19 protein-coding genes and 2 rRNA genes are annotated in these 19431 nt (G+C 64.1%); 10 read left to right on the top strand and 11 right to left on the bottom strand.

Annotated features, from left to right (window positions below; translation table 11 throughout):
- Positions 1-190 precede the first annotated feature (190 nt).
- Both LGM56_RS16955 and LGM56_RS16950 read right to left on the bottom strand, forming a co-directional pair.
- Positions 191-883 (bottom strand): DUF1120 domain-containing protein, encoded by a 693-nt coding sequence (locus LGM56_RS16955; protein ID WP_089498245.1) that lies wholly within the window; start codon positions 881-883, stop codon positions 191-193.
- Positions 884-1173: 290 nt separating this feature from the next.
- On the bottom strand, positions 1174-1806 hold the full coding sequence (locus LGM56_RS16950) for a DUF1120 domain-containing protein (RefSeq protein WP_089498244.1): 633 nt from the start codon (positions 1804-1806) through the stop codon (positions 1174-1176).
- A 293-nt stretch (positions 1807-2099) separates the two neighbouring features.
- Between LGM56_RS16950 and LGM56_RS36955 the strand changes: the two genes are divergently transcribed.
- Positions 2100-2753, top strand: a complete 654-nt coding sequence (locus LGM56_RS36955; protein WP_089498243.1) for a response regulator transcription factor — start codon at positions 2100-2102, stop codon at positions 2751-2753.
- Positions 2754-2885: 132 nt separating this feature from the next.
- On the opposite strand, the gene LGM56_RS16940 is transcribed toward LGM56_RS36955, so the two are convergent.
- From LGM56_RS16940 to LGM56_RS16930, 3 genes are read right to left on the bottom strand one after another with little or no spacing between them, the layout of a single operon-like run.
- A complete protein-coding gene (locus tag LGM56_RS16940; protein ID WP_226205878.1) occupies positions 2886-4076 on the bottom strand; it encodes an acetyl-CoA C-acetyltransferase in 1191 nt (396 codons plus the stop codon).
- A gap of 18 nt (positions 4077-4094) precedes the next feature.
- Positions 4095-4862, bottom strand: a complete 768-nt coding sequence (locus LGM56_RS16935; protein WP_226205875.1) for a 3-hydroxyacyl-CoA dehydrogenase — start codon at positions 4860-4862, stop codon at positions 4095-4097.
- 22 nt (positions 4863-4884) lie between these two features.
- On the bottom strand, positions 4885-6552 hold the full coding sequence (locus LGM56_RS16930) for an acyl-CoA synthetase (RefSeq protein ID WP_226205873.1): 1668 nt from the start codon (positions 6550-6552) through the stop codon (positions 4885-4887).
- A gap of 144 nt (positions 6553-6696) precedes the next feature.
- Here LGM56_RS16930 and LGM56_RS16925 point away from each other — a divergent pair, with 144 nt between their 5' ends.
- Positions 6697-7716, top strand: coding sequence for an AraC family transcriptional regulator (locus LGM56_RS16925; RefSeq protein WP_226205871.1), 1020 nt, complete (start codon positions 6697-6699; stop codon positions 7714-7716).
- A gap of 48 nt (positions 7717-7764) precedes the next feature.
- On the opposite strand, the gene LGM56_RS16920 is transcribed toward LGM56_RS16925, so the two are convergent.
- The 3 genes from LGM56_RS16920 to LGM56_RS16910 form a co-directional block, all read right to left on the bottom strand.
- On the bottom strand, positions 7765-9150 hold the full coding sequence (locus LGM56_RS16920) for a purine-cytosine permease family protein (RefSeq protein ID WP_226205869.1): 1386 nt from the start codon (positions 9148-9150) through the stop codon (positions 7765-7767).
- A gap of 284 nt (positions 9151-9434) precedes the next feature.
- Positions 9435-10826 carry an aspartate aminotransferase family protein gene (locus LGM56_RS16915; RefSeq protein ID WP_089498237.1) on the bottom strand — a complete coding sequence of 464 codons (1392 nt, stop codon included), beginning with the start codon at positions 10824-10826 and terminating at the stop codon, positions 9435-9437.
- Between the two features lie 81 nt (positions 10827-10907).
- A complete protein-coding gene (locus LGM56_RS16910; protein ID WP_226205866.1) occupies positions 10908-12413 on the bottom strand; it encodes an aldehyde dehydrogenase in 1506 nt (501 codons plus the stop codon).
- Positions 12414-12504: 91 nt separating this feature from the next.
- Between LGM56_RS16910 and LGM56_RS16905 the strand changes: the two genes are divergently transcribed.
- From LGM56_RS16905 to LGM56_RS16890, 4 genes are all read left to right on the top strand, one after another.
- Entirely contained in the window at positions 12505-12708 is a 204-nt protein-coding gene (locus tag LGM56_RS16905) for a hypothetical protein (RefSeq protein WP_226205864.1), read from the top strand.
- 88 nt (positions 12709-12796) lie between these two features.
- Positions 12797-13396, top strand: coding sequence for a hypothetical protein (locus LGM56_RS16900; RefSeq protein ID WP_226205861.1), 600 nt, complete (start codon positions 12797-12799; stop codon positions 13394-13396).
- Positions 13397-13489: 93 nt separating this feature from the next.
- Positions 13490-13861 (top strand): nuclear transport factor 2 family protein, encoded by a 372-nt coding sequence (locus LGM56_RS16895; RefSeq protein ID WP_226206382.1) that lies wholly within the window; start codon positions 13490-13492, stop codon positions 13859-13861.
- A gap of 109 nt (positions 13862-13970) precedes the next feature.
- The gene (locus LGM56_RS16890; protein WP_226205859.1) at positions 13971-14435 is read left to right on the top strand and encodes a GNAT family N-acetyltransferase; all 465 of its coding nucleotides are present in this window, start codon (positions 13971-13973) and stop codon (positions 14433-14435) included.
- 49 nt (positions 14436-14484) lie between these two features.
- Here LGM56_RS16890 and LGM56_RS16885 read toward each other — a convergent pair whose 3' ends face one another.
- The gene (locus LGM56_RS16885; RefSeq protein WP_226205857.1) at positions 14485-16314 is read right to left on the bottom strand and encodes a methyl-accepting chemotaxis protein; all 1830 of its coding nucleotides are present in this window, start codon (positions 16312-16314) and stop codon (positions 14485-14487) included.
- A gap of 537 nt (positions 16315-16851) precedes the next feature.
- On the opposite strand from LGM56_RS16885, the gene LGM56_RS16880 reads away from it, so the two are divergent.
- The 4 genes from LGM56_RS16880 to LGM56_RS16865 all read left to right on the top strand — a co-directional run bounded on the left by LGM56_RS16880 (position 16852) and on the right by LGM56_RS16865 (position 18879).
- Entirely contained in the window at positions 16852-17436 is a 585-nt protein-coding gene (locus LGM56_RS16880; protein WP_226205855.1) for an RNA polymerase sigma factor, read from the top strand.
- 12 nt (positions 17437-17448) lie between these two features.
- Positions 17449-17757, top strand: a complete 309-nt coding sequence (locus LGM56_RS16875) for a hypothetical protein (protein WP_226205853.1) — start codon at positions 17449-17451, stop codon at positions 17755-17757.
- Positions 17754-18056, top strand: a complete 303-nt coding sequence (locus LGM56_RS16870) for a 4Fe-4S dicluster domain-containing protein (protein WP_413226781.1) — start codon at positions 17754-17756, stop codon at positions 18054-18056. Before LGM56_RS16875 ends, LGM56_RS16870 begins: the two co-directional genes overlap by 4 nt.
- A 106-nt stretch (positions 18057-18162) precedes the next feature.
- Entirely contained in the window at positions 18163-18879 is a 717-nt protein-coding gene (locus LGM56_RS16865) for an O-methyltransferase (protein WP_089498229.1), read from the top strand.
- A gap of 137 nt (positions 18880-19016) precedes the next feature.
- Here LGM56_RS16865 and rrf read toward each other — a convergent pair.
- Positions 19017-19129 (bottom strand): 5S ribosomal RNA (rrf, locus tag LGM56_RS16860).
- 187 nt (positions 19130-19316) lie between these two features.
- A 23S ribosomal RNA gene (locus LGM56_RS16855) occupies positions 19317-19431 on the bottom strand; the annotation flags it as partial.

Genomic DNA, 19431 nt, shown 5'->3' with positions numbered 1-19431 from the left:
GAACCAAAAAAATGAAGGCCCGAGTCAAGCATCACACGTGCCGATATCGGACAAACCATCGCTCCACCACGCGGATACATTGACCACCCGGTGCCTGTTATTTCCAAACCCGCGCCACCGTCAGGGTTTGAAGAACTTCCCTCGAACGCAGTGGACCGACAAGCGGAGTCAGCCACGAAATGAGCGGTCGCTACAGGTATACAAGTTCGAGGGTCGCGGAACCGGCGATCTCCATCTCGTCGGTGAACGGAATGTCTTGAGGCTCGAAAGAGACCGAGATCCGCAACATGTCTTGCATCCACGTGCCCGCCGCCGGATCCGATCCTCCAACACCCCATGAATAGGTACGCCCGCGGATCACATCCCATCCCCCCCATGAAGCGCTCTTCCACGTGTCGCCATAGGAGTGGAGAAGCGATTGCGCTCTTTTTCCGTCGACCACGCGGTAGTCACCGGTACTTAACACCATGTAGTACGAACCAATTTTCGGATTGCTCAGACTAAATGATTGATCGTTCTGATCGCCTGCACCGACGTTGTCGATCAGCACGAATCCGACCTTGGTCGGGCGCGGACAGCCCACCTGAAACGACATGCTGCGTTCAAGCGTAAAGTACGAATCCTTGGGAAAATCGTCTTTCGACAGATTGCCGATATCGACGACGCCGCCGTTTTCCAGCGTCAAGTTGCACGCGCCGACCGATCTGATTTGACCGTTGAGACTCAGGTCGACCTGGCCGTTGAATTTAAGATCGTCCGCCGATGCCGCGCCCGTGCTCGACAAAGTGCAGGCGAGCACGGAACGTACACACCACTGCTTCAAGCTCATCTGAATATCCCTTTCGTTTGGAATGGCATGGGCGTCCACTTCCAGCATTGTCATTCGGATTGCGAATCATTTTCCGCTAGATGCGTCGTGCCGATGGTTCGATTCACCTCATTCCCACGTGCGTCTCTCGAAGGCACGATCGCCCGAGCGCTGGCAGACACGCGGCATCCGGAGCCCATGCGTCGACAGCCGCTACGCCAATTCCAGCCCCCACTAACGGCAGCAATACGGACCGGTATCTCGTCACTCAGGCCTCCACGCTAATGCACGCGCTCGAGAGAGGCGACTCGAACGTCAGCCGTTGCAGCCGTCCGACATCCTGATCCAGTCCGGATCTCACCTGTTTACAGATAGGCCATTTCGATAGTCGCCGAGCCATCCAGATCGACACTGCCGCCGGAAAGATCCAGTTCCGACAGTTTGTTGATCGTCGGGATCACGGTCAGATTGGCCGTGACGGTCTTGTATGCGCCGGGCGTCACGTCGCCAGGTTTCGCAAACGATTTGCGCGCGCTGCCTTTCGTCATCAGCCCCGCCGCATCGGAAGCCCACGCGTCGGATCCAGCCGGAGCGGCCACGATATCCACACCGCTGTTGTCACCCGTGGCACCGCCCAGACTCAGCTTGTAGTAGCCAACCTTGCCGTTGCCCAGGCCGAATTCGGTGTCGTCGCCCGCGCCGCCGGCGGCCGTGCCGGACCGATTGTCCCGCACGTTCAACGCAACCTTCGCGGCCGCATTGCAGGAGATGGACACGGTCTGAAGTTTGCCCGGGAGTTGCGTCGTCTTATCCTGGTAAAGATTTGCCGACGCGATGGAGCCGAAATCATAGACACCACCGTTGCCGATCGTGAGATTGCACGCATCGGGCAAGATCTTGCCGGTGATCTTGATCTCCGCGGAGGTTTCCGCCTGCGCATGACCGGCAACAGCCAATACACCTGCAACGAGTCCCAATCCCGCGAGTTTCTTCTTCATGTCTTACTCCGATCAATATGAGCCGAAAAATGATGGTCCGCCAAACGTGCTGACGCCGGAAAAACCGTGGCGCCATCGCGTGAACAAATTTACCGCCCAGGCCCCGGGACAGGCCATTCGGAAGAGTCTGTTTTTCACCGGGAAATATCTGACCAGCCACTCAGCCCATTCGCGATCAATCTGCGTTCAAGTATGGTTAGCGGCAATATCATCCAAACAAACATTCGCCAGAGGGGCCACCAGGTTATGGATGGTGTGTTTGGCCAATAGAGATCAATTGCGCAGAGGGGACAGTGAATCGTCGTATTGTGATCGTGGACGACCACCCGCTGATTCGAATGGCGGTACGAATGGTCCTGGAGCGTGACGGCCATGAAGTCGTCGCGGAATGCCGCACGGGGGTGGACGGCGTCCAGGCTGTCCGGACGCTCAAGCCCGATCTGGTTGTCCTGGATCTGGTCATTCCCGATCTGGACGGCTTCTCGGTCATGGAGCGCCTGCGCGGCACCGAACTGAACGCCGGCATCCTGGTGCTCACGTCCGGTGACACGCGCAACTATGCAATGCGTTGCCTGCAAGCCGGCGCGTCAGGCTTCGTTTGCAAGGACGACGGGCTGGATGAAATATCCAAGGCCGTGAAGGCCTTGCTCGCCGGCTATTCGTATTTCCCGCAGGTGGTCACCAACATGCTCCGCGAAAACTTGCAGGAGGTCGCGACGAGTGAAGGCACCGGCGCGACCGCAGGACTCGATGGCCTCACCGACCGCGAAATGATGGTCCTCGGCCTGCTGGTTAAAGGAATGAACAACCAGGAAATCGGACGTACCCTCATGCTCAGTCACAAAACGGTGAGTACCTATAAGGTACGTCTCATGAGCAAGCTCCACACTTCGAATATGGTGGAACTCGTAAAGGTCGCACAACGAAACGGTTTGGTCACATCCTAGCGGGTTTCGTATCGATTGATCGACAGGCCCATACGAGGCCTCCAAAAACAAAACGGGCGACGAGCAGCGCACGAAAGAATCCCGCACGATACCCGTCGCCCGCGTCGCAGCGTGCGAACTACGCTTGATACGTTACGCGACGCGCTCGATCGCGATCGCCGTCGCCTCGCCGCCGCCGATGCACAGCGACGCGACGCCGCGCTTCATCCCGTACGTTTCGAGCGCGGCCAGCAGCGTCACCATCACGCGCGCGCCCGATGCACCGATCGGATGCCCGAGCGCACACGCGCCGCCGTGCACGTTGACCTTCTCGTGCGGCAGGTCGAGGTCGCGCATCGCGGCCATCGGCACCACTGCGAACGCTTCGTTGATCTCGAACAGGTCGACGTCGCGCAGGCTCCAGCCGGTTTTCTCCGACAGCTTGCGCAGCGCGCCGATCGGCGCGGTCGCGAACAGGCCCGGCTTGTCCGCGTAGGTCGAATGCCCGACGATCACGGCCTTCGGCGTGAGGCCCAGGCGCTCGGCTTCCGAGCGGCGCATCATCACGAGCGCGGCCGCGCCGTCCGAGATCGACGACGCATTCGCGGCCGTCACCGTGCCGCCGTCGCGGAACGCCGGCTTCAGCGTCGGGATCTTGTCGAGCTTCGCCTTGCCCGGCTGTTCGTCGATCGACACGACCGTTTCGGTCTTGCCGGCCTTCACGGTCACCGGCGCGATTTCCGACACGAAGTGCCCGTCGGCGATCGCCCGTTGCGCGCGCGTCAGCGATGCGATCGCGAACGCATCCTGCGCCTCGCGCGTGAACTGGTACGCCTGCGCGCAATCCTCGGCGAACGTGCCCATCAGGCGGCCCTTCTCGTACGCGTCCTCGAGCCCGTCGAGGAACATGTGATCGAGCACCTGCCCGTGACCCATGCGCATCCCCGCGCGCGCCTTCGGCAGCAGGTACGGCGCATTCGTCATGCTCTCCATCCCGCCCGCGACGGCCACGCCTGCCGAGCCCGCCAGCAGCAGGTCGTGCGCGAACATCGCGGCCTTCATCCCCGAGCCGCACATCTTGTTGACCGTGGTCGCACCCGCCGCGAGCGGCAGCCCGGCCTTCAGCGCGGCCTGCCGCGCCGGCGCCTGGCCCTGGCCCGCCGGCAGCACGCAGCCGAACACGATTTCATCGATGCGCTCGGCCGGCACGTTCGCGCGCTCGAGCGCCGCGCGAATCGCTACCGCGCCGAGGTCGCTCGCGCTGGCGGCCGCCAGGTCGCCCTGAAAACCACCCATCGGCGTACGCGCCATACCCACGATTACGATCGGATCCTGAGTCGTCATGATTCGTTTCCTCCAGTGTCAGCGCGGTGCCATGCGCAACGCGCCATCGAGACGGATGACTTCGCCGTTCAGCATCGTGTTCTCGGCGATGTGGCGCACCAGCGCCGCAAATTCTTCCGGGCGGCCGAGCCGCGGCGGGAACGGCACGCTCTTGCCGAGCGCGTCCTGCACGTCCTGCGGCATGCCGGCCATCATCGGCGTCGCGAAGATGCCCGGCGCGACCGTCACGACGCGAATGCCGAACCGCGCAAGTTCGCGCGCGATCGGCAGCGTCATGCCCACCACGCCGCTCTTCGACGCCGCATACGCGGCCTGTCCGATCTGCCCGTCGAACGCCGCGACCGACGCGGTGTTGACGATCACGCCGCGCTCGCCTTCCGCATTGGGCTCCTGCTTCGACATCGCGTCGGCGGCCAGCCGGATCATGTTGAACGTGCCGACCAGATTGATCGACACCGCGCGTGCGAAGCGGTCGAGCGAATGCGGACCCTCGCGGCCCACCACCTTCTCGCCCGGCGCGACGCCCGCGCAGTTGACGAGCGCGTCGATGCGGCCGAACGCGTCACGCGCGGCGGCGACGGCCGCCTGCCCATCGGCTTCGCTCGTCACGTCGGTCTTCACGAAGCGTGCGGCCCCACCGAGTTCGTGCGCGAAGCCCGCGCCTGCTTCTTCGTTGACGTCCAGCAGCACGGTCTTGCCGCCTTCCGCGACCACCATGCGCGCCACCGCGGCGCCGAGGCCGGAACCGGCGCCCGTGATCAGAAAAACGCGATCCTTGATATCCATTCGCAGTCCGTACAGGTTGTGTTCAGGGTTGAGCGGCCTTCTCGGCTTCCATCTTGCGCAACACGAAGCGCTGGATCTTGCCGCTCGGGGTTTTAGGCAGCGCGTCGACGAAGTCGATCGCGCGCGGATAGGCGTGAGCGGACAGCCGCCGCTTCACGTGCAGGCTCAGTTCCTCCGCCAGCGCCGGCGTGCCGTCGTAGTCTTTCGACAGCACGACGAACGCCTTGACGATCTCCGTGCGCTCCGCGTCGGGCACGCCGATGACGGCGGCCTCGCTCACGGCCGGATGCTCGATCAGCGCACTTTCCACGTCGAACGGGCCGATCCGGTAGCCGGACGACGTGATCACGTCGTCCGCGCGGCCGATGAAGCTCACGGTGCCGTCCGGCTCCAGCTCGACGTTGTCGCCGGTCCGGTAATAGCCGCCCGCGATCGCCGGCGTGTCCTGCTGCCAGTAGCCGTGAAACCACAGCAGCGGCGAGCGTGCGATGTCGATCGCGAGGTTGCCCGGCTCGCCGGGGCCGAGCTCGCGGCTCGCGTCGTCGAGCACCGCGACGCGGTAGCCGGGCATCGCCAAGCCGGCCGACCCGGCGTGGACCGCATGCGCGAGGCCGTGGTGGTTGTTCACGACCATCCCGAGCTCGGTCTGGCCGTAGTGATCGTAGATCGGCGCGCCGAGCGCCGCGTCGAACCAGCGCACGACTTCCGGATTCAACGGTTCGCCCGCGCTGCTGACCACGCGCAGCTTGCCCTTCAGCCGCGCCGCCGCGTCCGTGCCGGCCGCCATCAGCATCCGGTAGGCCGTCGGCGAGCCGGCGAGGCTCGTGATCCCGAGCCGTTCGATCAGGTCGTACGTGCTGTCGACCGTGAAGCTGCCTTCGTAGAGCGTCGTCGCGTGGCCGAGCAGCAGCGGGCCCGTGATCGCGTAATAGAGGCCGTATGCCCAGCCCGGATCGGCGATGTTCCAGAACCGGTCGCCGGCACGCAGGTCCACCGCGTCGCGCATGTATGCGCCGAACGCGAGCAGCGCACGCAGCGGCACCGGCACGCCCTTCGGCAAGCCCGTCGTGCCCGACGTCGACATCATCATGAACAGGTCCGTGCCCTTGCGCAGCACCGGCTCGAACGCGTCGGACTGCGCGTCGAGCGCCGCGCGGAAATCGATGTCGCTTTCCGCCAGCGCTTCGCCCGTCTCGCGCACCGTCGCAACGGGCGGGCAATCGGCGATCTCGTCGAGCTTCGCGCGATTCGCGACGTTGGTCACGACCAGGCGTGCATCGCTCATGCGCAGCCGGTGCTCGATCGCTTTCGGGCCGAATGCGGTGAACAGCGGCTGATAGACGGCGCCCGCGCGCCACGTGCCGAGGATCGTCGCGACGAGTTCGGGCGTGCGCGGCAACAGGCCCGCCACCACGTCGCCCGGCTTCACGCCCTGCGCGACCAGCAGGTTCGCGACGCGTGCCGACAGCGCCTTCATCTGCGCAAACGTGTAGCGATGGTGCTGGCCGCCGGCGTCGATCCAGTCGAGCGCGATCGCGTCCGCCGATGCGTGGCGGTCGCAGCATTCCACGCACGCGTTCAGGCCGCGCTCCAGGTCGCCGTGCAGTTGCTGCGCGGCGGTCTCGATACTGAACCGGGCCACGGCGTCGGCGTAGGCCGGCACCGCGCGGGCGGTAGCTCCATCAGACATGCGTGTCTCCTGTGCGTTATGGCCGCCGGCGAGCCAGGGGCGCGTCGGGGATAGTTCGATAGTAGACAGCCCGTACATTGCAATCAATGACAAACCGAATCTAGAATCGTGATCGCTTTTGCCATGTCGGGAGGATGCAGGAAAATGGGGCCGCAGATGATTTCGCCGGATTTCGTCGACGACGCGCTCGCATGCCTGCGCCGGCAAGGCCTTCCGACGGAGGCCGTACTACGCGCCGCCGGCCTGCCGGCCGCCGTGCGCGAGCCCGTCACGCCGCAGCAGTACGGCCGGCTGTGGCTCGCGATCGCCGCTGCGCTCGACGACGAATTCTTCGGGCTCGCCGCGCGCCCGATGCGGCGCGGCAGCTTCACGCTGCTGTGCCATGCGGTGCTGCACGCCGGCACGCTCGACAAGGCGCTGCGGCGCACGCTGCAGTTCCTGCGCGTGGTGCTGGACGAGCCGCATGGCGAGCTCATCGTGGCCGACGGGCAGGCGCAGATCGTGCTGACGCAGACGGGCGCGCCCTACCCGGCGTTCGCATACCGGTCGTTCTGGCTGATCCTGCTCGGCGTCGCGTGCTGGCTGATCGGCCGGCGCATCCCGCTGCAGCGCATCGACTTCGCATGCCCGAGCCCCGACCAGCGCAGCGACTATCACCAGTTCTTCGGCGTACCCGTGCATTTCGACCGGCCCGACAGCCGGCTCGCATTCAACGCCGCATACCTCGCGCTGCCGACGATCCGCTCCGAGCAGGCGCTGAAGACCTTCCTGCGCGGCGCGCCCGGCAACCTGCTCGTCCGCTACCGGCACGATACGGGCTGGGTCGCGAAGACGCGCGCGCAGTTGAAGGCGCGACCGGCCGCGGAGTGGCCCGACTTCGATACGCTGGCCGTGCGCCTCGGCACGACGCCCGCGACGCTGCGGCGGCGGCTGCGCAGCGAAGGGCAAAGCTTCGCGGCAATCAAGGACGAGCTGCGCGGCGCGCTGGCCCAGTCGCTGCTGCGCGGCAATGCGCTCAGCGTCGCGGAGATCGCGGCCGAGCTCGGCTTCACCGAGCCGAGCGCGTTTCATCGCGCATTCCGTAAGTGGACGGGCACGAGCCCGGGTGCGTTCCGGCGGGACGTGAATGCGGCGGAGGGAGAGCCGGGCGTGGCGAGCGGATGATGCGGCACGTAGCCGTCGACACTGAATGCCCGGCCGACACGGAAACGCTCACGCGACGCGCTGCAGCGGCCGCGAGAACAGCTTGCACCCCGCGTAGTAGACGAGCGACGTCAGCGACAAACCGACGATCCACGACACGTCCGCGCCGCCGAGCCGGCTCGCCAGTTCTCCGGTATAGAGATCGGTCGCCATGAACGGCGCCTGCGCGACGATGCCGATGAAATACGAGCCGACGGCGATCGTATTGAAGCGTCCGTAGATGCCGCCATCCTGCCGGAAGAACGAATCGACGTCGTACTCGCCGTGACACACCAGGTAATAGTCAACGAGGTTGATCGCGGTCCACGGCACGAGCACGTACAGCAGCAGCAGGATGAAGTTCGTGTAGCCGGCGAGGAAATTGTCCTGCCCGAACAGCGCGATCGCGAGCGCGATGCCGCACAGGACGATCGCGGTCATCGCCCGCGCACGCGCCTTGCCCGACCACGACGGAAAGAGCGTCTGCAGCACGGTGATGGCCGACAGCGCGCCGCAATACAGTTCCATCGCATTGCTGGCCGCGATGCCGAACGACAGCACGACGATCACGAGCACGCTGATCCCTTGCGTGAGGCCCGTGAGGCCGCTCACGACATTGCCGTCGGGCGTCGCGAGCCCCACCAGGCAACCGAGCAGCATCGGGAAGAAAGAGCCGAGCACGCAGCCCCAGTAACTCGACCAGAACGCCGTGCGCGGCCCGGTATCGGGCGGCAGGTAGCGCGAATAGTCCGACACGTAAGGCGCATAGGCGATCTGCCACAGCGCGGCGACCGACATCGCGCCCAGGAAGCCTGACAGGTTCAGCGAATGCTTCGAGAACGTATCGGCGGGCAGTCCGTGCACGAAGATGATCCACACGAACGCCAGCACGAGCACACTGCCCGAGCACCAGCTCAACAGCCGCGCATACGCGTGGATCAGCTTGTAGCCGTAGATCGATCCGAGCAGGCTGATCAGGCCGATCACCACGACGCCCGCATCGAGCGGAATGTCGGCACTCAGGCTGTGCAGCGCCTGCCCGCCGAACACGCAGTTCGACGCGAAGAAGCCCACGTACATCACGACCACCAGCCCGACCACGAGCAGCGCGCCGAACGACCCGAACTGCCCGCGGGTCTGGATCATCTGCGGCACACCGAGCTGCGGCCCCTGCGCGGAATGCAACGCCATGAACACCGCGCCGATCAGGCTGCCGACGAGCGTGGCGAGCGCCGCCCACCAGAATGGCTGCTTGAACACCGTGGTCGCGAGCGATCCGGTGACGATCGTCAGCATCATGATGTTCGACCCGAACCAGATCGTGAACAGGTCCTTCGCGCTGCCGTGCCGCTCGGTCAGCGGAATCGGCTGGATGGTGCTTTCCTCGAGATGAGCAATGGACTCGCCGTGACTCATTTCGTCTCCTTGTTTCTGTTGTGATGTTCGTGGATTCGGGGGCTGAAGGGTGACAAGGAATACGTGGCCAGCTCAAAAACGTGCGTGCTTCGAATACGCCGGCCATACAATTTGCATTCCTTACCAATACGCAGTCAGCGGCACATCGCCCTATCGCGACCACCGGCCACGACGCCCAGTCTTCAACTTGTCGAATAGCCGCCGCGGCGGCTGCACGCAGCGGTCCCCATGATTCGATCCGCTCCCGCCCGACTCTCATCGGACGGAAGCGCGTCGCTCAACGATCAGCAGTCGATCCCGAGCACTTCGCGCGCGGTGGCATCCACGGCCTTGCGCATCGTGTCGACCAGTTCATCGATTTGCGCGTGATCGATCACCAGCGGCGGCGCAACGATCAGTCGGCCGTTCGTCGAACGCACGATCGCGCCGAGTTCGAACCCGACCGTCCGGCTGTGCCAGGTCAGGTCGGCCTCGTTCGCAAAGCGCTCGCGCGTCGCCTTGTTCTTCGCGAACTGGATCGCGCCGACCGCGCCCACCCCCTGGATCTCGCCGACGAGCGGATGATTGCCGAACGCATCGCGCAGCGCCTTCTGCAGGTACGGCCCGGTATCCGTCTTGGTCCGCTCGACGAGGCCTTCGCGCTCGAGCACGTCGAGGTTGGCCAGCGCAACGGCGGCCGCGACCGGGTGCCCCGAATAGGTCAGCCCGTGCGCGTAGACGCCGCCTTTGTCGACCAGCGCATCGCCGACGCGCCGGCTCATGATCAGCCCGCCCATCGGCACGTAGCCCGAGGTCAGCCCCTTGGCCATGCAGATCAGGTCCGGTTCGAAGCCGAAGTGACGGTGCGCGAACCACTCACCGGTACGGCCGAAACCACCGATCACTTCATCCGCACAGAGCAGCACGTCATACTGACGGCAGATACGCTCGATCTCCTGCCAGTAGCCGTCCGGCGGAAAGATCATCCCGCCCGCCCCTTGGAACGGCTCCGCGACGAACGCGGCCACGCGCTCCGCGCCGATCTCGAGGATCTTGCGCTCGAGCGACAGCGCCGCCTGCTTGCCGAATGCCTCGGGGCTCAGGTCGCCGCCATTCGCGTACCAGTACGGTTCGTCCACGTGCGTGATGTTCGGAATCGGCAGGTCGCCCATTTCGTGCATGAACGCCATGCCGCCCAGCGACGCGCTGCCCACCGTCGACCCGTGATAGCCGTTCACGCGGCCGATCAGCACCTTCTTCTGCGGCTTGCCCATCACGTCCCAGAACCGCCGCACGGTGCGAATCAGCACTTCATTCGATTCGGATCCCGAATTGGTATACACCACGTGACTGAAGCGATTGCCGAGCAGCGCGAACAGCCGCTCCGACAGTTCGATCACCGACGGGTGCGTCGTATGAAAGAACATGTTGTAGTAGGACAGTTCCTTCATCTGCCGCGCGGCGGCGTCGACCAGCTCCGGCCGGCCATAGCCGACGTTGGTGCACCACAGCCCGGACATGCCGTCCAGGTAACGGTTGCCGTCGTTATCCCATAGATGGATACCTTCGCCGCGCACCATCACGCGCGCGCCTTCCTCGTTCAGCGCCTTCTGGTCGACGAACGCATGCAGGTGATGGGCGGCGTCGCTGCGTTGATAGTCCTGCGTCGTACGATGCGGAAAGTGGGGCGCATTCATGGGCGAGTCTCCGGTTCGTTGTGTGGATGAAAAGCGTTGTCGTGTTGCGCGGCGCAACCGCATGCGGGCCGCCGCGTCGAATCAGTAACTGATCCAGGTTGTCTTGAGGCCCGTGTACTTGTCGATCGCATGCAGCGAAAGATCGCGGCCGAAGCCCGACTGGCGAAACCCGCCGAACGGCGTCTGCGCGCTCAGCGCATCGACCGTGTTGACGGACACCGTGCCGGCACGCAGCCGGCCCGATACACGGTGCGCACGCGACAGGCTGCCGGTCCAGAGCGATGCGGCCAGCCCATAGATCGAATCGTTCGCGAGCCGGACGGCCTCGTCCTCGGTGTCGAACGCCATCACCGACAGCACCGGCCCGAAGATCTCCTCGCGTGCGATGGCGTCGTCGTGCTTCACGTCGATGAAGATCGTCGGCTCGATGAAGTAGCCCTTGCCGTCGACGCGCGGCGCGCCTCCGCCGATCGCGAGCGTCGCGCTATCGCGGCCGCGTGCGATCCACTCGCGCACGCGCCGATGCTGCTGCTCGTCGACGATGGCGCCCATCCCGCTCGCCGGATCGAGCGGATCGCCCGGCATGAACGCGGCGGCATGCGCAATCAGCCGGTCGACGAACGCATCGTGAATCGAACGCTGGACCAGCAGCCGCGAGTTGGCGGAACACACCTCGCCCTGGTTGAAGAAGATGCCGAAGCACGCCTTGCGGGCGGCCAGGTCGAGATCGTCCGTATCGTCGAAGACCAGGTTCGGGCTCTTGCCGCCGCACTCGAGCCACACCTGCTTCATGTTCGACTGCGCGGCGTATTCGAGGAATTTCTTGCCGACGGCCGTCGACCCGGTGAAGGCGAGCACGTCCACGTCGGGATGCAGCCCGAGCGCACGCCCCGCGGTCTCGCCGTAGCCCGGCACGACGTTCAGCACGCCCGGCGGCAGGCCGGCCTCGAGCGCCAGTTCCGCGAGACGCAATGCGGACAGCGGCGATTGTTCCGCCGGCTTCAGCACGACGCTGTTGCCGGCCGCCAGCGCCGGCGCCACCTTCCACGCGACCATGTCGAGCGGAAAATTCCACGGCACCACGGCGCCGACCACGCCCAACGGTTCGCGCGTGACGACCGCGAGGTTGCCGGGGTCGGTCGACGCGACTTCGCCATGCAGCTTGTCGACGGCTTCACCGTACCAGCTGAACAGGCCGCCCGCGGCCGGCACATCGATGCTGAACGCGTCGGCCACGCGCTTGCCCATGTTGAGCGAGTCGAGCAGCGCGAGCTCCGTACCGTGCGACGCGATGAGTTCGCCCAGCCGGCACAGCACGCGCTTGCGCTCGGCCGGCGCGCAACGTGACCAGACGCCGGATTCGAACGCGTGACGCGCGGCACGCACCGCGTCGTCGACGTCCGGTGCATCGCACGACGCGACTTCCGCGATGACGGCCTCCGTCGCCGGATTGATCGCGGCGAACGTCCGGCCGCTTCGAGCCGGCACGCCGCGCCCGCCGATATGCGCGAGTGTTCTCGGGACCACTTGCGCCGCGAGACGTCTCCAGTCCGCGTGCTGATGGTTTTCTGCTGAAGTTGGGTTCATTCGAGACTCCGTTTTGACGACCAGGCGTTTATCCGTTGTTCTGCGCCTGAACTCGACCCGACGAAAGCGCCAGCGGGCACGACCGATGCCCATGACCGCCGCGCATCGCCGCAGTCGTCCGGTTGGCAAACTGTCGGTCGTCAAAAAGAGATTTGAAAGAACAGTTTTTCTTCTCATTGAAGAGGTTATTTCTATTCATTCTGCGGTCGTGCAGTGGGTTTTCCTGCCACGCCGCAATCCCGGTGCCGTTTGTTTGCGTGTGATCGCGTCGGCGTTCCAGCGCGATGCGATGTGACACCCGCTGCGACATCTGGCCGGTACGACATTGCGCCTCGGCCCATCCGACCACATACTGGTCGGCCTGCGCGAACGAGGATGCGTCGATGATCAGTGTCGATCAGGGCACCGCTTCAATCTTTGGCGTGATCGGAACGGCCGTGTCTTTGCTGGCGGCGATTCCGTATGCGCTCGCCATCTACCGGCGCAAGGTTCGCCCGCATCTGTTCACCTGGCTCGTGTGGTCGGTCGTCACGGCGATCGCGGCGGCCGGCCAGTTCGTCGCGGGTGCCGGGCCGTCCGCGTGGTGCACGGCGGCCATTGCCATTACCTGCTTTCTGACGCTGGTGGCGAGCCTCTTTCGGGGCGAACGCGGCTGGACACGTGTCGACTGGTTTTTCCTGGTCGCGGCCCTGTCGGCCATTCCGCTGTGGATGCTGACCGACGACCCGACGCTCTCGATCTGTCTGGTCACGCTGATCGAGCTGGCCGGCCTCGGCCCGACCGTCCGCAAGACGATCCGCGATCCGTGGAGCGAGAGCCTCGCGTATTTCACCCTGTGCGTGCTCAAGTACGTGCTGGCCTTGCTGGCATTGAGCACATGGAGCGTCGCGGTCGCGTTCTATCCGGCCGTCAACGTCATCGCATCGATCGGCATCTGCGTGGTGATGCTCGTCCGGCGTCAATCGCTGTCGAACGCGCGATAGACGGTATTCGTCGCTGCGGTATGTTCGTTGCTGCTGTTGCTCGCCGGTTATGAGTTGAACCACAAACCTTCAGAGACGATGCGAGGCCCTGAAATGGATGCAATCCGTACAGCGATCGAACCCCGCGAAATCGCGCTTCGTGCCGCGATGCTGGCCAACGATGTCGAAGCGCTCGATGCGTTGCTGGACGACGACCTGGTGTTCACCGTCCCGACCGGCCAGGTCATCTCGAAGGAGGACGACCTGGCCGCGCATCGCGCGAAGCTGCTGCGCCTCGACAGGCTCGATGTGCAGGAAACACACGCATACGCGATCGGCGAAATGATCCTGACCACGACGAAGGCGAGACTCGCCGGCCATTTCGACGGCACGGCGTTCGACGGCATGTTTGCCTATACTCGGCTCTGGCGCCGATCATCCGCCGGCTGGCGCGTCGCCGCCGGGCATGCATCGCAGGTCGCGTAGCCGCGCCGAGCCTGGCCTTCCTTCGAGTCGGCAAGCGGCGAATCCGGCGTCGAGTCGATGCAAGCCGGGCGATACCCCAACGAAGGGGGCGGCCATCACAGGAGACGAGATGCACCAAGCATTCACCGTACGCGCAGCCCGTACCGCGGACGCGGACGCGCTCACGCGACTGGCTCGCATTTCGAAGGCACACTGGGGCTATCCGCAGGACTGGCTCGACTTGTGGCAGAGCGCTCTCACGATTGCGCCGGAGACGATCGACGGGTCGATCGGATACGTTGCGGAATCCGGCGCGGCAATCATCGGGTTCTGGGTCCGGGCGTCATCGGAATCCGATCGCCCGACGCCCGGATGGCTGTTCGTCCATCCCGACCACATGGGCCGCGGTGTCGCCCGGGCATTGTGGGAAGAGGTCCGCAGGGAAAGCGCCGCGAGAGGGATCAGAAGCTTCGTGATCGAAGCGGACCCCAATGCGGTTCCTTTCTATCTGGCGCTCGGCGCTGAAAAAATCGGCGAAAAGGAATCGAGCGTCGTGCCGGGCAGGTTCTTCCCGATCTTGAGGATCACGATCTGATTGCAGCGTCCGTCGGCACCGCCGCCGGACGCACCAGGTATCGCCCTTCTTACGCTGACTGCAACGTCATCGCACGGCGGTCCTCGAGCTTGAACTCGCCGACCGTCTGCGCGAGCCTGGCGGCCTGCTCGCGCAGCAATGTCGCGGCCGCCGCGGACTGCTCGACGAGCGCCGCGTTCTGCTGCGTCGCATTGTCGAGATGCGACACCGCCTGATTCACCTGCTCGATCCCCGTGCTCTGCTCCTTGGCGGCAACGGTAATTTCCGCAATCACGCTCGTGATGCTGCGCACGCCCTCGACGATTTCGTTCATCGTCGTGCCGGCCGTCTGGACGAGTCCCGAGCCTCCCTCGATCTTCTCGACCGACGAGTGAATCAACTGTTTGATTTCCTTGGCGGCCTGCGCGCTGCGCTGCGCGAGCGCACGCACCTCGCCCGCGACGACCGCAAAGCCCCGGCCGTGCTCGTTCGCACGTGCGGCCTCGACGGCAGCGTTCAACGCAAGAATGTTGGTCTGGAACGCGATACCGTCGATCACGCCGACGATGTTGGCGATCTCGCTCGACGCCTGCGTGATCTCGTTCATCGTCGACACGACTTCGCTGACGACCGTGCCGCCGCGCACCGCGACGTCCGACGCCGATTCCGCCAGACGGCTCACCTGGCTCGCGGCATCGGCGGAATTGCGGGCCGTGCCGGCGATTTCCTCGAGCGCGGCGGCGGTTTCCTGCAAGCTCGATGCAGCATGTTCGGTACGACCGGACAGATCCTGGTTGCCCTGCGCGATCTCGGCGCTCGCGAGGTTGACGGATTCGCTGAACTCGCGAATCTGCAGCAGGATCGTACTGATCTTTTCGGCGAACAGGTTGAACGCATGCGCGATCTGCGCGGCTTCGTCCGCGCCATCGGCCGGCAGGCGTTTCGTCAGGTCGCCGCTGCCGGTCGACACATCCGTCAACGCGTCGCGCACCAGCAGGATGCGCTTGAAGGCCGCGTTCGTCATCGCACCGACGAGTGCGGCCGCGATCACGGCCACGATCAGGATCGCCGACAGCGTCGTCGTCGCGACCGCGCGCATGCCGGCCGTCACGTCGGCCTTGTCGAGCGCGAGCACGAGCGACCAGTCGGTACCGGCGATCGGCTGGGCCCGCAGCAGCTTGGTGGCGCCGTCGATGTCGACCGCGACGGGCTCGGACGCGGTTTGCAGCGCGCCGAGGTGGTCGGCATCAAGTGCCGGCGAAAGACCGGTGGCCGGCTTCATGATCAGGTCGGTCTTGGCCGACGCAATCACGCGTCCGCTCTTGTCCACCAGAAATGCGAAGCTCGCAGGTGTCGGGTGTACCGAGGTCACGATCGAGCTCACACTTTCCATGAACAGGCTGGCGGCCAGCACGCCCTTCACCGTGCCGTCGCGCACCACGGGTACCGCGAACGCAACCGCCGGCTTGCCGGTCGTTGCGTCACGATAGAGTGCCGTCACGACCAGGCTGCCGGCGCTGACGGCCTGCTTGTACCACGGGCGTGCTGTCGGGTCGTAGCCGGGCGCGAGCGGCACGTTCGAGAACGCGGTCTTGTCCGGCAGGCCGAGCGTCAACACCTCGAAGCCGCCCGACTTCCCAAGCAGCTTCAGCGCCGGCAGCGGATCACCCTCGCCGATTGCGATCGTGTCCGCGAGTGCCTGGGTTTCCCGGCCTCTGCTGGCCACCCATTCGTTGATCGCCAGCGCGTGCCCGGCGAGGATCGACTTGTGATTCTGGTCGATTGTCTCGTCGTTGTGTTGCTTGACGACGTAATAGACCAGGCCGCCGGTCACGGCCAGCGCCGTTACCACGATGGCGACGCAGGTCGCGAGTATCCGTGCACGAATCGAGGACAACATGATGACTTCGATCTCCGTTACCGCGTTATATGAATGGGGTCGCCGAAAGCGGGCAACGTCCTGTTTAACGACAGCGGCTGCGGGAACTTAAGGCCTGACTGGCCAGACCAGTGTGGCCAACGGGATCGGCAGCACCGTGGACGGGAAGACGGACCGGCCGAGCCGACAAGAGCGGCTACCGTGCGGACTGACCGGGGCGTGTAGCAGGGAGCCTTGAAGAACTGGCAACGGTCGTCCCGAAACGCGGAAGGTAGCGATGATCCGGTTCGCCGAAGGGTTGAACGCCTATCTGCATCGCGATCCGGTCGACTGCCTCATGGGCAACTGCGGGAGCGCACCGGATTCAGCGCACCGAAGCAAGAGGACGAGACGAGGTAACCATTTCCTTTCTGGCAAGCGTGCTTGATAGGTCGCCTACGATGTGTGTCCCCTTGGCGCGTGGCCGGCGGTAACGGGTATTACGCAATGCCGACACGTTCAGCAGCAGATTTCTTTCTTTGGCCACAATATTCGCGCGCCTGAAACGTCTTCAGGCACATGGAATCGCCACCCACTTCGCACACGATGACCGACCCAGACCGCGACATCACAGCGACAGTGATGCGTGAACGATCGAGGCTAGTGAATTTCATCCGGCGTCGGATTCGCGACCCGGACGACGCCGAGGACATCCTGCAGGATGTGTTTCACGAATTCGTACAGGCGTATCGACTTCCTGCGCCAATCGAGCAGGCGAGTGCATGGCTTTTCCGTGCCGCGCGCAACCGCATCGTTGACCGTTTTCGCAAGAAGAAGGAACAGCCGCTGACCGATCTGTCCGAGGTCGACGATGACACAAACGGTGAGTATCGCCTGGACCTCGCGCTACCGGCGCATGATGCCGGCCCCGAAGCACGCTACGCGCGCACGCTGGTGCTCAAGGCCTTGCAGGATGCGCTAGACGAATTACCGACGAATCAGCGGGAGGTATTTATCGCACACGAGCTGGAGGGCCGGTCCTTCAAGGAAATGGCCGCACAAAGCGGTGTCGCGCTCAATACGCTGCTCGCACGCAAACGCTATGCGGTCTTGCATTTGCGTGCCCGACTGCAGCCCATTTATGACGAACTGGATAACACCTAGAGGAATCGACAGATGAATTTTCGAATCAGATGTGCAGGCAAGGCGCTTCTCGTGTTGATCGCGATAGGCGTGCTCGGATGGGTCGTCATGATGTTATGGAACTGGGTCATGCCGGCGCTATTCGTCGGCGCCCGTACGATCGACTTCGCGCATGCGCTGGGCCTGCTCGTGTTGAGCCGCATCCTGTTCGGCGGATTCCGCGGTCATCGCGGCTGGCGCGGTCGACGCCACTGGCGCAAGTGGGAGTCCATGACACCCGACGAACGCGAGCAGTTCCGAACCGCGTGGCGATCCGGCAGCAACCGGCCCACGGGAGAATGAACATGCCCGACAAATCAACGGGCGGCTGCAAACAGGAGCCGGGGGTGATTGCGCCGGTCGTCGATCTGAAGCGCTGCGAAGGCAAAGGGGATTGTGTCGCCGTTTGTCCCGAGCACGTGTTCGAGATCCGGCGCATCGACAAAGTCGATTACCTCGGCCTTGATCTGATGCATCGCCTGAAGCAGCGCGTGCATGGAATGAAGGTCGCCTATACGCCGAATGCGCACGCGTGCCGGTCATGCGGACTGTGTGTGACGGCGTGCCCCGAACGCGCAATCACGCTCGCCCGAACGGTATAGCAACCTCCGTGTATCGCGTATATCGAGCGACGGCGCGGCATCTCTGATGAGAGATGTCGCCGCTGAATACGTCGTCGACCGAATCAATCTCTTCAAGGAAACGCACATGGCGTCACCCACCATCGCTCTTCTGCAGCGGCTCCACGAAGAAAGCCGGACCGAAATCGTCGCCCGCGCCCGCGCGCAGTTCCAGGGATCGAACGAGGATTTTCTGTCGCTCACCGAGGAATACGAAGCGATCGCGCCCCGTCTGCGGGGGCGATTTCTCGAAACGCTCGGGCTGTCCAGCGACGACTTCGATTCCCCCGAAGGCAGTCCGCTATCGTTGGCCGTGTCGCCGGAAACGGGCGGATTCTTGCGCAACATGGTGCTCTCGCAACGACCGGCCAGAATCCTCGAGCTCGGCAGTTCATGCGGCGTCTCCACGCTGTATTTCGCCGAGGCGCTGCGCACGTTGGGCCGTGGCGTGGTCGTCGCGACCGAACGCGATGCGCTCAAGTTCACACGCTTGTGCGATCACGTCAGGACGGCGGGGCTGGATGCCTATGTCGACATGCGGGAGGGCGACGTATTCGAGACCGTCGCCGAACTGGACGGTACGTTCGACATGGTGTTTATCGACGTATGGGCCGACGCCTATCTGAGACTCTTCAAGCAGATCGAGCGCCTGCTGCGCCCGGGATCGGTCGTACTGGCCGACAACATGTACACGGCCGAGGACGCCGTTCGACCGTACAAGCACTACCTCGACAACGATCCGCGGTTTTCGACCACGACCCTGGACTTTGAATCGGGGGTTGAATTTACGGTCGTCGTTTCTTGAGTGGGGAGTCCGTTGAAGCGTTTCTTCCGTGGGGTCTCGGGCTAAAGAACACCGCCACCCGCTCCGATTTCTTGTGCATTTCTGCCGCGCCAATGCAAAAACCCCCGCCTTTCGGGCGGGGGTTCTTGGCTTAGGGAGCCTGACGATTACCTACTTTCACACGGGAATCCGCACTATCATCGGCGTAGAGTCGTTTCACGGTCCTGTTCGGGATGGGAAGGGGTGGGACCGACTCGCTATGGTCATCAGGCAAAGAGGGTTGTTGCGCTGCTTCGCAGCACAACCAATCTGGGAAGAAGCAGTAATTTCGTTGGGTTGTGAGGTTGTATCTCACACATACGCGGTAGTTCAACCGCTGTACGTCGAGTGCCTTGCACTCGACGTTCGACATTCGTAGAGCGCTGAAGCGCTAACGACTGTCGAAACAGACTTGTTATAGGATCAAGCCTTACGGGCAATTAGTATCAGTTAGCTGAACGCATTACTGCGCTTACACACCTGACCTATCAACGTCCTGGTCTCGAACGACCCTTCAAGGGGATCTAGTCCCCA

It is taken from the genome of Burkholderia sp. AU38729, assembly GCF_020419725.1.
Classification (GTDB): domain Bacteria; phylum Pseudomonadota; class Gammaproteobacteria; order Burkholderiales; family Burkholderiaceae; genus Burkholderia.
This window is presented reverse-complemented; position numbering and strand designations above follow the sequence as displayed.

Excerpts from the sequence above, each read along its gene's own strand:
- LGM56_RS16905 (WP_226205864.1), top strand. The coding sequence starts at position 12,505 with ATGACCGCCGCGCATCGCCGCAGTCGTCCGGTTGGCAAACTGTCGGTC.
- LGM56_RS16895 (WP_226206382.1), top strand. The coding sequence starts at position 13,490 with ATGGATGCAATCCGTACAGCGATCGAACCCCGCGAAATCGCGCTTCGT.
- LGM56_RS16935 (WP_226205875.1), bottom strand. The coding sequence starts at position 4,862 with ATGGATATCAAGGATCGCGTTTTTCTGATCACGGGCGCCGGTTCCGGC.
- LGM56_RS16915 (WP_089498237.1), bottom strand. The coding sequence starts at position 10,826 with ATGAATGCGCCCCACTTTCCGCATCGTACGACGCAGGACTATCAACGC.
- LGM56_RS16900 (WP_226205861.1), top strand. The coding sequence starts at position 12,797 with ATGATCAGTGTCGATCAGGGCACCGCTTCAATCTTTGGCGTGATCGGA.
- LGM56_RS16950 (WP_089498244.1), bottom strand. The coding sequence starts at position 1,806 with ATGAAGAAGAAACTCGCGGGATTGGGACTCGTTGCAGGTGTATTGGCT.
- LGM56_RS16925 (WP_226205871.1), top strand. The coding sequence starts at position 6,697 with ATGGGGCCGCAGATGATTTCGCCGGATTTCGTCGACGACGCGCTCGCA.
- LGM56_RS16865 (WP_089498229.1), top strand. The coding sequence starts at position 18,163 with ATGGCGTCACCCACCATCGCTCTTCTGCAGCGGCTCCACGAAGAAAGC.
- LGM56_RS16930 (WP_226205873.1), bottom strand. The coding sequence starts at position 6,552 with ATGTCTGATGGAGCTACCGCCCGCGCGGTGCCGGCCTACGCCGACGCC.
- LGM56_RS16955 (WP_089498245.1), bottom strand. The coding sequence starts at position 883 with ATGACAATGCTGGAAGTGGACGCCCATGCCATTCCAAACGAAAGGGAT.
- LGM56_RS16880 (WP_226205855.1), top strand. The coding sequence starts at position 16,852 with ATGGAATCGCCACCCACTTCGCACACGATGACCGACCCAGACCGCGAC.
- LGM56_RS16870 (WP_413226781.1), top strand. The coding sequence starts at position 17,754 with ATGAACATGCCCGACAAATCAACGGGCGGCTGCAAACAGGAGCCGGGG.
- LGM56_RS16875 (WP_226205853.1), top strand. The coding sequence starts at position 17,449 with ATGAATTTTCGAATCAGATGTGCAGGCAAGGCGCTTCTCGTGTTGATC.
- LGM56_RS16920 (WP_226205869.1), bottom strand. The coding sequence starts at position 9,150 with ATGAGTCACGGCGAGTCCATTGCTCATCTCGAGGAAAGCACCATCCAG.
- LGM56_RS16940 (WP_226205878.1), bottom strand. The coding sequence starts at position 4,076 with ATGACGACTCAGGATCCGATCGTAATCGTGGGTATGGCGCGTACGCCG.
- LGM56_RS16910 (WP_226205866.1), bottom strand. The coding sequence starts at position 12,413 with ATGAACCCAACTTCAGCAGAAAACCATCAGCACGCGGACTGGAGACGT.
- LGM56_RS16890 (WP_226205859.1), top strand. The coding sequence starts at position 13,971 with ATGCACCAAGCATTCACCGTACGCGCAGCCCGTACCGCGGACGCGGAC.
- LGM56_RS16885 (WP_226205857.1), bottom strand. The coding sequence starts at position 16,314 with ATGTTGTCCTCGATTCGTGCACGGATACTCGCGACCTGCGTCGCCATC.